Origin of the sequence: Reyranella sp. (assembly GCF_052439685.1) — a bacterium.
In the GTDB taxonomy this organism is placed as follows: domain Bacteria; phylum Pseudomonadota; class Alphaproteobacteria; order Reyranellales; family Reyranellaceae; genus Reyranella.
The window spans coordinates 55,079-65,514 of the sequence record NZ_JBQVQG010000028.1 but is presented as its reverse complement, the minus strand read 5'-3'; the positions used below and the strand labels follow the sequence as shown (position 1 = coordinate 65,514).

Genomic DNA, 10,436 nt, shown 5'->3' with positions numbered 1-10,436 from the left:
GCGCGCACCAGCAGCGCGTCGCCGGTGACGGCGCGCAGCCGCGCCAGGGCCCGGCTCATCGCCGAGGGGCTGAGCCGCAGGCGGCGGGCGGCGCGGGTGACGTTGCCCTCGGCGAGGAGCACGTCGAGCGTGTGCAACAGATTGAGGTCGGCGCGGGCCATGGCCGCCGACTATGGCGTCGAACGCAACGATAGTCTGCAGGCCGTGCGCCTTCCGCCTGGTCCCGCACGGGAATATCTGCCTCCCCGAAATCCCGGACAGGAGGCGAAGAGCATGGCGGACAATTCACTCGATCGGTTCATCGCCGAAGCGCGCGGCGGTTGGGGGCCACTCGGCAGTTCTCTGGTCCAGCGCTGCCGGGCGGGGCTCGCGGCGCTGACGCTCGCCGATCCGCGCGAGGACTGGCTGGCGGCGCTGCTGGCCGAGCGGCCAGCCTCGCGCGAGCTGCATCGCGATGCCGTGCACGGGTTCGTCCTGCTGGCGCATGCCGAGCCGGGCGGCCTTTACCGGCCGCCGCACGACCATGGCCGGTCCTGGGTGGTCTATGGCGTGCAATCGGGCACGCTCGAGGTGGTCACCTATGCGAAGGTGCCCGACGTGCCGGACGACGAACGCGGCGACGAGCGGCTGGTGGCGCGCGACAGCGGCGTGCTGAGGCCGGGCGAGGCGCGCGCCTACCTGCCCGGCGACGTCCACGACACGCGGTGCCTGGGCGACGGCGCCCTGCTGTTCCGCTTCACGGAGCGCGACCTCGGCCACGAGGACCGGGTCGAGCGGCGGATGACGCGATATTGCGAACGTGACGGGGAGTGGCGGGCGCCGCTGCGGGCACCCTGACGGTGACGGCGGAGCGGCCTATTCGACCGGCCGGACGCGACGCGAGGGCATGGCGACGGCGACGTTCAGCTCGCGGGTGAGCTCGTCCAGGGTGAGCATGCCGGGGCGCAGCAGCAGGCGGGCGACGCCGGAATTGCGGCGGTTCTCCTCGGGCCAGATGGCGCGGCGGGCCAGCGAGCGGGACTCGTCGTTCTTGCCGGCGCGCAGCGCGATGATCGCGGCGGCCAGGCAGCGCTGTTCCCATTCGCCGAACGGGCCCACGCCGCGGCCGAGCGCGTCGATGATGGTGGTGATGGCGTCGACCGCCATCTTCTTCTTTTCTTCGGACGCCAGCCCCTCCGACGAGAGGGCCAGCGATTTGCGGAGCGCTTCGATATCAGACATCGACGCTTCTTACCCCGTCTTGCCCGCCGCGCCTATTCCCCCGCGACGATCGACCGTTTCGTTCACGGGCGCGGGCCGCCCGTGCACGGTTGTTGCGGAAACTCGTCCCAGGTCTTGCCATCCAGCATACGGCCCTGCTTCTTCTTGTTCGTGCCGCCCCACTGTTTGAAGAAGAACGCCGTGCCCAGCGCCTGGCAGGCGTCGCGGATCTCGCGCACCCAGGCCGGATCGACGGGCCGCGCGCCGGGACCGGACTCGCCACCCGCGATGGCCCAGTCGATTCCCCTGAGATCGAGGCCGCCCGGAACCGCCGAAACCAGCGACGACAGGAGCGGCTCCAGCGACAGGAAGCGCACGGCCGCCGGCACGCGGCGCAGGTGATCGATGCGGAACAGATGGTCGGCATTCTCGACGCTCGTGCCCAGCCACACGTTGGGCAGCCGCGGCAGCCGCGCGGTCAGCGCCTCCATGCGCTCGGGCCGCTTGGTGAGGATCTGGTAGGTATGATGCGGCGTCCGCGCCATGACGTTCCAGACCTCGGCGACGAACGATTCGGGCACCGCCTCCCAGAAGAGGTCCGACATCGAGTTGACGAAGATCATGCGCGGCTTCTTCCAGCCCTCGGGCACGCCGAGCGCGGCGCGATCGAGCCGCACCGCGCCCGTCCACTTCGCCCGGCCGCCCGACAGGCGCGTCAGCCCGGCATATTTCGCCATGCCCATCGCCTCGAGGCGCGCCGCCAAGCGCATCGCGTAGCAGTTGGTGCAGCCCGGCGACAGGACCGTGCAGCCCGCGACCGGATTCCAGGTCGCGTTGGTCCATTCGATCGAACTGGTGGCCATCGGAAGACCTTGGGCGGGCTTTCCGGCCTTTGTATATCAACCCAAATCGTGCGGCGACCCGACGATTCCGGCGCCCTCCCCGGCCTGCGACATTGCTTTCGACTGTTTCGACTATTGCGATTATTTCGTTTATAATGCCCGGCCCGCCCCCGCGGCGACACGGACCAGATGGAGACTCCGATGCCCGTCGACGACTCGCTTTCCGAACGCCTCCCGACACAGGCCGAAGCCGAGAAGGCCGCGACAGCCGGCACGGTCCTCGCGACTTACAAGGACAGGCGCGGCGGCCTGTCGCTTCACGTCAAGAAGGGCGCCAAGAGCGCCGAGGTCGACCTGCCGCCGGCGGTCGCCCGCCTGATGCTCGATCTCCTGCAGGCCATCGGCAAGGGCGACGCGGTCACGCTCGTACCGTCCGGCGCGGACCTTTCCACCCAGCAGGCCGCCGACATGCTCGAGGTCTCCCGGCCCTTCCTCGTGAAGATGCTCGAGACCCGGGAGATCCCGCACCACAAGATCGGCACCCACCGCCGCATCCGGGCGGAAGACCTGCTCGCCTACAAGCACCGTCGCGACAGCAAGCGCACCGCCGCGCGCACCCGGCTCGCCCGGCTGGGACAGGAGAGCGAGGGGTGAAGGAGGTATGCCTTGGATCGGCCGTCTGCTCGTCTGGGACGAATGCTGAGTGAGCGTGTGGCTTGGGATGGAATCCAGAGTCGTGACCCGCAGGCATCGATTACTGCGAAGCCCTAGGCTGTGTACTCATTACGCCGCTGCCCCTGATGCCCGCTCAACCCCTAGCAGCGGCGAGAAAGCGGACGTCTCCTGAGGTCGCCGAAGGGCCAACAGCGGAAGTCCGGATTCGCGCGCGGGGGCGAAGCCTACCTATCAATGGGCGAGAATGTGCGCACGACCTCATACATGCCCGGCTCAAATTTCGCGATCTTGAGCGCCTCTTCGAGAAAGGGTAGCGGTCCAGGATCCTGGCGCATGGCCTCATAGTCTTCCGCGCTGCGCCACTGCGCATACATGGTCACCTTCGTGCCGTCGAGGCTCCGATGAAGGGTCGAGGAAACAAAGCCAGGTGCCCGGCTGACGAATTCATCGGTCGCGCGCGCAAGCAAATCGAGGAGCCGATCCTGGTTGGCTGGGTCTACCGTGAAGACATTTATTAGGCTGATCATACGGTCGGTCCTCTCTTTTGTTGCCTGATGCCTTGCCTATCACGAAGGGGGAGTTCCAATAGGACCGTCACCATTTCAGCCTCGCGCGGGATCGACCGCCCGAGGTCGTTACTGGACGCAAATGACGCGGCCCCCGAGAGAACCCTATCAAACCAAAAGTAGGCCGCACCGGGTCAAGGCCATTGATGCCCCTTGTGGGTCATTCGCGTCGATTTGGCCGCACGTCGGCCATTTCCGGTTTACCCGCTGAAAGCCCACATGAGGACAACCGCCTGAAGCACTTCAGAGGCATCGCTACACGCTACTTCAAGACCGCAGCGAACTTCCTCGCTGCAATCCATCTCGCCGCAGCGCGCCTGTGGATCAGAAATTATGAGTCCACGACCTAGACACGATCGACCCATCTCGCAACACGAGGGCACGCACAATGGGTGCCGGCCGTTCGCTGCCATCGCTTTCGGATCGCGGCTCCAAGTTTCGAGAGGCGGATAGGCACCTCTGGTCAACCGCGGTCGCGATGCTCTAACAATCCGGGCGAACCAATCACGACATCATATCCTGGGGGAATCAGCGCTCATGCAACTCGACAAGACAGTGGCCGCCGTCGTTACGGGCGGCGCGTCCGGCCTCGGCGCCGCCACCTCGCGCATGCTGGCCTCGCACGGCGTGAAGGTCGCGATCTTCGACCTCAACGCGGAACAGGGCGAGACGCTCGCCACGGAAATCGGCGGCGTCTTCTGCAAGGTCAACGTGACGTCGACCGAAGAGGTCGAGGCCGGGTTCGCGAAGGCGCGGGCGGCCCACGGGCAGGAGCGCATCCTGGTGAATTGCGCCGGCGTCGGCGGCGGTGCCCAGAAGACCGCATCGCTCGACCGCACGACCGGTTCTCCCAAGGAATATCCGCTGGAGAACTTCGAGCGCATCATCAACGTCAATCTCATCGGCACGTTTCGCTGCATCACCAAGTCGGCCGCGGGCATGCTGACGCTGGCCCCGCAGGCCGATGGCGATCGCGGCGTGATCCTCAACACCGCCTCGGTCGCGGCCGAGGACGGCCAGATCGGCCAGGTCGCCTATACCGCCTCGAAAGCCGGCGTCGTCGGCATCACGCTGGTCGTGGCGCGCGACCTCTCCAACGAGGGAATTCGCTGCAATACGATCCTGCCCGGCATCTTCGACACGCCGCTGCTCGCGCGCGCGCCGGACAACGTCAAGGCGGCGCTGGCCGCCTCGGTGCCGTTCCCCAAGCGTCTGGGACGCCCCGAGGAATATGCCCAGGTCGCCCATACGATGATCACCTGCGGCTACCTCAATGGCGAGGACGTCCGCGTCGATGGCGCCATCCGCATGGCGCCGCGCTGAGCTGGAACCGGGAAAGGACAGAACAATGACCGAAGCATGGATCATCGATGCCTGCCGCACGCCGCGCGGCGTCGGCAAGGCCGGCAAGGGCGCGCTGTGGGAGGTTCATCCGCAGCAGCTCGGCGCGACCGTCCTCAAGGCGATCGCCGACCGCAACAAGATCGACACCAAGGAAGTCGGCGATGTGATCTGGGGGACGGCCGCCCAGGTCTCGAAGCAGAGCGGCGATCTCGGCCGCATGTCGGCCCTCGATGCCGGCTATGACGTCAAGGCGAGCGGCATCACGATCGACCGCTTCTGCGGTTCGGGCATCAGCGCCGTGAGCCTCGCCGCCGCCTGCATCAAGTCGGGCATGGAAGACCTGGTGGTCGCCGGCGGGACGGAGATGATGTCGATGGACCGCAGCCGCGGCAGCGGGCCGTCGGTCATGGACAACGGCAATCTGCGCCTGCGCCTGCATCATCCCCAGACGCACCAGGGCATCTGCGCCGACGCCATCGCCACGCTGGAGAAGATCCCGCGCCAGGCGCTGGACGAGGCGGGCTATGTCAGCCAGCAACGCGCGGCGATCGCCATCGCCGAGGGCCGCTTCGCCAAGTCCCTGATCCCCGTCTACAAGGAAGACGGCACGCTGGCCCTCGATCGCGATGAATATCCGCGTCCGCAGACCACTCGCGAGGGACTGGCCAACCTCAAGGCCGCCTTCGCGGCGATGGCCGACGTCCCGCTCGACGACAAGGGCATGACCTATCGCTCGCTGATCCTGCAGGCCTATCCCGGCCTCGAGATCGAGCATGTCCATCATGCCGGCAATTCCTCCGGCGTCGTCGACGGCTCGGCCGCCGTGCTGCTGGCGTCGCCCGACTACGCAAAGGCCCATGGCCTCAAGCCGCGCGCCCGCGTCGTGGCCATGGCGAACATGGGCGACAGCCCCGAGCTGATGCTCAATGCGCCGGTGCCGGCGGCCCGCAAGGTCCTGGAGAAGGCCGGTCTCAAGACGAGCGACATCGACCTCTGGGAGATCAACGAAGCCTTCGCCGTCGTCTCGGAGAAGTTCGTGCGCGATCTCGATCTCGATCGCGACAAGGTCAACGTCAACGGCGGCTCGATCGCGCTCGGCCACCCGATCGGCGCGACCGGCGCCATGCTGATCGGCACCGTCCTCGACGAGCTCGAGCGGCAGGACAAGCAGTTCGGTCTCGTCACGATGTGCGCCGCCGGCGGCATGGCCCCGGCGATCATCATCGAGCGCATCTGAGAAACGCCTCGGCGATCCTGCGGGCGACGGGACATTCCCCGTCGCCGCAGGGCTATCGCATCTACCCACCCCCCGTCGTCCCGACCGGAGCGTAGCGGAGTGGAGGGACCTTCTTTCCTCCATTTGACGGCTATTGGTGGAAGGAAGGTCTCTCCACTCCGCGCTGCGCGCTCCGGTCGAGACGACGGAAGATTTCACATGCGATTGCCGTGCGTCGCAGGATGGCACGCTCCATCCACCGCCCTCACCCTGCCCGCAACCGCGCCACCCGTTCCCGCCCCTTCTCGATCGCGTCGCCGATCGAGAGGTTCACGGTCGCGTCGGGCACCAGCTTGTCGCCGTAGCGTCTCGGCGCGATCTTCGCGATGAGCCATTTGATCGTGTCGATCTGCAGCCGGCAGACGGTCACGCTGTCGGCGTCGGCGTTGCGGGCGATGTGGATCGCTTCCTCGGCGAGCGCATCGGCCTGCTGGTCGCGGGCGATGGCGTAGCGGTCGCGGAACGGGCCGTTCTCGCTTTGCCAGCGGCGCACGGTGTCGCGGCTGGGCATGCGGGCCGGGCGGCAGACGTCGCACAGCAGCTCGCCGTCGGCCAGGCGGCGGCAGATCTCGGCCGCCAGTGCCTCGCTGTAGAGCGTGGGTCGCGCCGCCATCACGGGCTCTCCGGCTCGTACTTGCCGGCGACCTTCCGGCCCAGCCGCCGCCGGTTCACCCTCATCATCATGACCGTCGCGGCGCGCGACTGGCCGGGCGCGAGGCCGGCGGCGCGGCGCTGACGGCGGATCATGTCGGGATGACGCCCCATCGCCTCGGCGATGGCGCCATCGGTCTCGCCGGCGGCGACCAGCCGGCGCAGGCGCGCCGCATCGTCGGCGCTCCAGGGACGGCCGCGGCTCATCGCGTCGCTCCTGCGCGGCTGAAAAGGAGAAGCTTGAGCGTGATCGTTCTGCTGCGTGCCATCGGCCTTTACCTCGCCTCAAACGGAAGTCACGGTCGGCGCATGAAGAGACTTGCCCTCGCCGCCCTTTCGATCGCGCTGCTGGCGCCCGCCGCCTGGGCGCAGAACGCCAAGCCTTCGGCTGCCACACCCGCCGCTCCGGCCGCGGCGTCGTCCAAGCCGCAGGGCTGCACCGCCACCCACGGTGCGCTGCCGCAGAACTGGTCCGGCCAGGTCTTCGCCCTCGACGGCGAGACGCTGGGCGGCAGCGGCCTCAAGACGCCGCTCCGCATCTGGGGCGTGCAGGCGCCGGCGCTGCGCGATGCCCAGCGGGTCGAGACAGTGCCCGGCATGCGCGCGCGGGCGACGCTGGAAGATCTGCTGTCGCGCGCCGACCACAAGGTAAAGTGCCGCATCGCGCGCTACGATTCGGAATGCCGCCTGGTCGCGCAATGCGCCCTCGACGAGGCCCAGCCGATCGATCTCGGCGGCGCGATGCTGGCGTCCGGCGTCGTCTACGGCCACGAGCTCGACGAGCCGCTGTCGTGGGAACCGCGCGCCGCCCAGCGCTACGCCGATGCCGAGTTCGAAGCCCGCAAGGCACGCAAGGGCAGCTGGCCGCTCTGGCTGGGCGAGCCGTAATTTTCCGTCGTCTCGACCGGAGCGCGCAGCGCGGAGCGGAGAGACCTTCGCTCGACCACGAGCCGCCAAATCGTGGAGAGAAGGTCTCTCCACTCCGCCTCGCTGCGCGAGGCTCCGGTCGAGACGACGGAAGGCACTCATTGCAGCAACGCGGCGGCCAGCGCCGCCTCGACCACCCGCTCGATCTCCCTTTCGGGATAGCCCAGTTCGCGGGCGCGGTCGGCCAGTACGTCGCGGGTTGCCAGGCGGGCGGCGCGGGCCGAGTAGCCACCGGCCCGTTCGAAGCCGAGACAGTCGGCGGCGTCCTCGACCAGGAACGGGTGGAGGACTGGAGGGGCGAGTCTGGGAGAGGCCATTCCGGAAGAGTATCCGGATTATTTTCCGACTTCAAGGCGGATTCCGGAAAATTCCCCTCTCGGAAATCATTCCGGAAAATGTCAGACTGACGGCATGGCCTTCGACGCCAACCAGCGCCGCCAGGCCCTGCGCGCCTTCATGGCCGGGGCCGGCCTCAACGTCGCCCAGTGGGAATCGCTCTCAGGCCTGGGCGACGGAACGCTGCGCAAATTCCTGGACGACCCGACCGGCGCCAAGACGCTGACCGACAAGACCTATGCGCGGCTGGCCGCCGGTGCCGCGAAGAAGACCGGCCGTCCGGTCGGCGTCGCCGAGCTGCAGGGCGAGTTCCCCACGGCGGCCGACGGCTCGGCCTCCTCCTTCGTCACCGATCTGGCCGGCAACGTCACGCCCGCCTTCGACGCGCCGGGCCGGCCAATGCTCGGCCACATGACCAACGACGTGCCGCTCTATGGCACGGCGATGGGCGGCGATGGCAACGGCGAGTTCGAGATGAACGGCACGGTGATCGACCATGTCGCGCGCCCGCCGGGCATCCATGGCCGCGGCGACGTGTTCGCGCTGAACGTGGTGGGCGATTCGATGTGGCCGTGGCGCAAGCCCAACAGCCTGATCTACGTCGAGCGCGACCGCGCCCCCAGCGTCAACGACCATGTCGTGGTCGAGTTCAGGCCGATCGCCGGCTCCAGCGTGCGCCAGACCGTGGTCAAGCTGCTGGTCGGCATCTCGGTGAAGACCCTGAAGCTTGCGCAGTATCGTCCGCCCAAGGAATTCGACGTCGACCGCCGGATGGTGTTCCGCGTCTACCGCGTGCTGGAGTGGGACGAGCTGATGAAGGGAGGAAGATAGGCCGAGCTTCGCTCGGCCTATCTTCCTCCCTTCCAAGAGCGTCAGGACATTGCGCAGCAATGTCCGGGAGCGACGGTGGCAGAACGAGCCGTTCGCACTCTCCTCTTGTCATCGCGGGCGGGGTAACCCCCGCCTTGGAGCGCCGCGAAGGATCTCCCGCCCGCAAGGGAGTCCTCTGGTCGCTCCGTGAGGTCTTTCGCTGCCCTCAAGACGACAAAGAGATATCCGGACTTTATTCCGGATAATGCCTTGAAAAATCCGGACCCTGATCCGATACTGTCGCCATGCCCGATAGTCTCGCCGTTCGCCCGAAAGAGACCGTCGCCGAGCTGATCCGCCGCCACCGCCGCCCCCTCCCCGCGCCCGCAACCGACATCGAAAACGTCCGCGCCCGCGCCGTCGCGCTCTGCAGCGCCGAGGTCGCGCACCGCAGCCGCGACTTCCAGCGGGTCGAGCGCGCGCTGGGCCTCGCCTTCGACCGCTGGCTCGAGCCCGATTGCGAACAGCTCGGCCAGTTCCCCCACGAAGCCCACGCCGCCGCCGCCCTCCTCTGGCTCTCCCACCTGCAGACCCACGAAAGCGCGAAGCGCACGCCGTGGAGCGGCATCCCGTTCCGATCGTGGCGCACGGATGAGCGCGCGGCCTGGTTGGCCAAGCGCCGCGCGTTGTGGTCGGGCTTCCTCTCCCAGATCGAACGCTATCACGCGGCTCGTGAGCTACCCGGCGCCTCCCACCAACACCTCATCCTTGAGGAGCGGTCCGCCGGACCGCGTCTCGAAGGGTGGGCACGAACACCACGCCCTTTGCCCATCCTTCGAGACGGCCGCACAGCGGCCGCCTCAGGATGAGGATGGTGGGCCAATCCCAACACTTAGCCACTCGTGAAACTTTCCCTTGACCACGCCGCCGCGCGCGATAATAGTTTCCGTCATGGCTAACCATTCGACCGACCTCGACCGGGCCTTCGCGGCGCTTTCCGATCCGATCCGGCGGGCGATCGTCACCCGTTTGTGCGAGGGGCCGAAGTCGGTCAGCGAGCTGTCGCAGCCGTTCGAGATCGCCCTGCCGTCGCTCCTGAAGCATGTGCGGGTGCTCGAAGACAGCGGGTTGATCAGCTCCGAGAAGACCGGGCGGGTGCGGACCTGCCGCATCGAGCGGCGCGCGCTGCGCGAGACCGAGGCGTGGATCCACCGGCACGTCGCCTCGTGGGAGAGGCGCCTCGACCGGCTGGAGGCCCATGTCCAACGCCTGAAGAGGAAGCATTAGACCATGAGCAATCCGTTCACCCCGCCGCCCTCCGCCTGGCAGGACTGGCCCCTCGACCGCGAGATCGTGCTGACCCGCGTGATCGATGCGCCGCGCGCCCTCGTCTATGCCGCCTGGACCGACCCGGAGCAGATCCAGCTGTGGTTCGGGCCCGAAGGTTTCGAGATCGAGAGCCACGAAATCGAGCTGCGGCCCGGCGGGCTGTGGCGCTTCGACATGGTGGCGCCCGACGGCACGCGCTACGACAACCGCATGCGCTTCCTGCGCCTCGAGGCGCCGTCGCTGATCGAGGTCGAGCACGGCTCGGACCGCGACGAGGATCCCGGCCGCTTCCGCATGCTGGTCACCTTCGACGAGCAGAGCGACGGCAAGACCGTCCTCACCCTGCGCCAGATGCATCCCTCGAAGGCACAGCGCGACGGCGCGATCGGCTTCGGCGCCGTCGAATATGGCGGCCAGACGCTGGCCAAGCTGGCGCGCCACGTGGCGCGGGTCCGCGGCGCCTGAGCCGCGGCGCCGGCC

Annotated in this window: 16 protein-coding genes and 1 pseudogene; 10 read left to right on the top strand and 7 right to left on the bottom strand. The window is 67.9% G+C overall.

Annotated elements, in window-relative coordinates:
- The coding region (locus ACT6UX_RS25230) for a LysR family transcriptional regulator (RefSeq protein WP_444777910.1) at positions 1 to 161 on the bottom strand (161 nt) is incomplete at its 3' end.
- A gap of 112 nt (positions 162 to 273) precedes the next feature.
- On the opposite strand from ACT6UX_RS25230, the gene ACT6UX_RS25225 reads away from it, so the two are divergent.
- Complete coding sequence (locus ACT6UX_RS25225; RefSeq protein WP_444777907.1) at positions 274 to 837, top strand: hypothetical protein; 564 nt, start codon at positions 274 to 276, stop codon at positions 835 to 837.
- An 18-nt stretch (positions 838 to 855) separates the two neighbouring features.
- Here ACT6UX_RS25225 and ACT6UX_RS25220 read toward each other — a convergent pair whose 3' ends face one another.
- Complete coding sequence (locus tag ACT6UX_RS25220) at positions 856 to 1,221, bottom strand: hypothetical protein (protein ID WP_298318166.1); 366 nt, start codon at positions 1,219 to 1,221, stop codon at positions 856 to 858.
- A gap of 62 nt (positions 1,222 to 1,283) precedes the next feature.
- A complete protein-coding gene (locus ACT6UX_RS25215; RefSeq protein WP_444777906.1) occupies positions 1,284 to 2,063 on the bottom strand; it encodes a DUF5131 family protein in 780 nt (259 codons plus the stop codon).
- Between the two features lie 180 nt (positions 2,064 to 2,243).
- Between ACT6UX_RS25215 and ACT6UX_RS25210 the strand changes: the two genes are divergently transcribed.
- Positions 2,244 to 2,696, top strand: coding sequence for a helix-turn-helix domain-containing protein (locus ACT6UX_RS25210; protein ID WP_444777905.1), 453 nt, complete (start codon positions 2,244 to 2,246; stop codon positions 2,694 to 2,696).
- Positions 2,697 to 2,941: 245 nt separating this feature from the next.
- Here ACT6UX_RS25210 and ACT6UX_RS25205 read toward each other — a convergent pair whose 3' ends face one another.
- A complete protein-coding gene (locus ACT6UX_RS25205) occupies positions 2,942 to 3,244 on the bottom strand; it encodes an antibiotic biosynthesis monooxygenase family protein (protein ID WP_444777904.1) in 303 nt (100 codons plus the stop codon).
- A 266-nt stretch (positions 3,245 to 3,510) separates the two neighbouring features.
- Between ACT6UX_RS25205 and ACT6UX_RS25200 the strand changes: the two are divergent.
- The 3 genes and pseudogenes from ACT6UX_RS25200 to ACT6UX_RS25190 form a co-directional block, all read left to right on the top strand.
- Positions 3,511 to 3,633, top strand: a pseudogene (locus tag ACT6UX_RS25200) (IS5/IS1182 family transposase); the annotation flags it as partial.
- A gap of 187 nt (positions 3,634 to 3,820) precedes the next feature.
- Positions 3,821 to 4,606 (top strand): SDR family NAD(P)-dependent oxidoreductase, encoded by a 786-nt coding sequence (locus ACT6UX_RS25195; RefSeq protein WP_444777903.1) that lies wholly within the window; start codon positions 3,821 to 3,823, stop codon positions 4,604 to 4,606.
- Between the two features lie 25 nt (positions 4,607 to 4,631).
- Positions 4,632 to 5,864 (top strand): acetyl-CoA C-acetyltransferase, encoded by a 1,233-nt coding sequence (locus tag ACT6UX_RS25190; RefSeq protein ID WP_444777902.1) that lies wholly within the window; start codon positions 4,632 to 4,634, stop codon positions 5,862 to 5,864.
- A 244-nt stretch (positions 5,865 to 6,108) separates the two neighbouring features.
- Here the strand turns inward: ACT6UX_RS25190 and ACT6UX_RS25185 are convergent, their stop codons facing one another.
- On the bottom strand, positions 6,109 to 6,516 hold the full coding sequence (locus ACT6UX_RS25185; RefSeq protein WP_444777901.1) for a terminase small subunit-like protein: 408 nt from the start codon (positions 6,514 to 6,516) through the stop codon (positions 6,109 to 6,111).
- Entirely contained in the window at positions 6,516 to 6,761 is a 246-nt protein-coding gene (locus tag ACT6UX_RS25180) for a hypothetical protein (protein ID WP_444777900.1), read from the bottom strand. Before ACT6UX_RS25180 ends, ACT6UX_RS25185 begins: the two co-directional genes overlap by 1 nt.
- 102 nt (positions 6,762 to 6,863) lie before the next feature.
- On the opposite strand from ACT6UX_RS25180, the gene ACT6UX_RS25175 reads away from it, so the two are divergent.
- Positions 6,864 to 7,442 (top strand): thermonuclease family protein, encoded by a 579-nt coding sequence (locus tag ACT6UX_RS25175; protein ID WP_444777899.1) that lies wholly within the window; start codon positions 6,864 to 6,866, stop codon positions 7,440 to 7,442.
- A 137-nt stretch (positions 7,443 to 7,579) separates the two neighbouring features.
- On the opposite strand, the gene ACT6UX_RS25170 is transcribed toward ACT6UX_RS25175, so the two are convergent.
- Positions 7,580 to 7,798, bottom strand: coding sequence for a hypothetical protein (locus ACT6UX_RS25170; RefSeq protein ID WP_444777898.1), 219 nt, complete (start codon positions 7,796 to 7,798; stop codon positions 7,580 to 7,582).
- Positions 7,799 to 7,892: 94 nt separating this feature from the next.
- On the opposite strand from ACT6UX_RS25170, the gene ACT6UX_RS25165 reads away from it, so the two are divergent.
- From ACT6UX_RS25165 to ACT6UX_RS25150, 4 genes are all read left to right on the top strand, one after another.
- Entirely contained in the window at positions 7,893 to 8,648 is a 756-nt protein-coding gene (locus ACT6UX_RS25165) for a S24 family peptidase (protein ID WP_444777897.1), read from the top strand.
- 284 nt (positions 8,649 to 8,932) lie between these two features.
- Entirely contained in the window at positions 8,933 to 9,496 is a 564-nt protein-coding gene (locus ACT6UX_RS25160) for a hypothetical protein (protein WP_444777896.1), read from the top strand.
- Between the two features lie 82 nt (positions 9,497 to 9,578).
- Complete coding sequence (locus ACT6UX_RS25155; protein WP_444777895.1) at positions 9,579 to 9,914, top strand: ArsR/SmtB family transcription factor; 336 nt, start codon at positions 9,579 to 9,581, stop codon at positions 9,912 to 9,914.
- Between the two features lie 3 nt (positions 9,915 to 9,917).
- Positions 9,918 to 10,421 (top strand): SRPBCC family protein, encoded by a 504-nt coding sequence (locus ACT6UX_RS25150; RefSeq protein ID WP_444777894.1) that lies wholly within the window; start codon positions 9,918 to 9,920, stop codon positions 10,419 to 10,421.
- Positions 10,422 to 10,436: the final 15 nt, after the last annotated feature.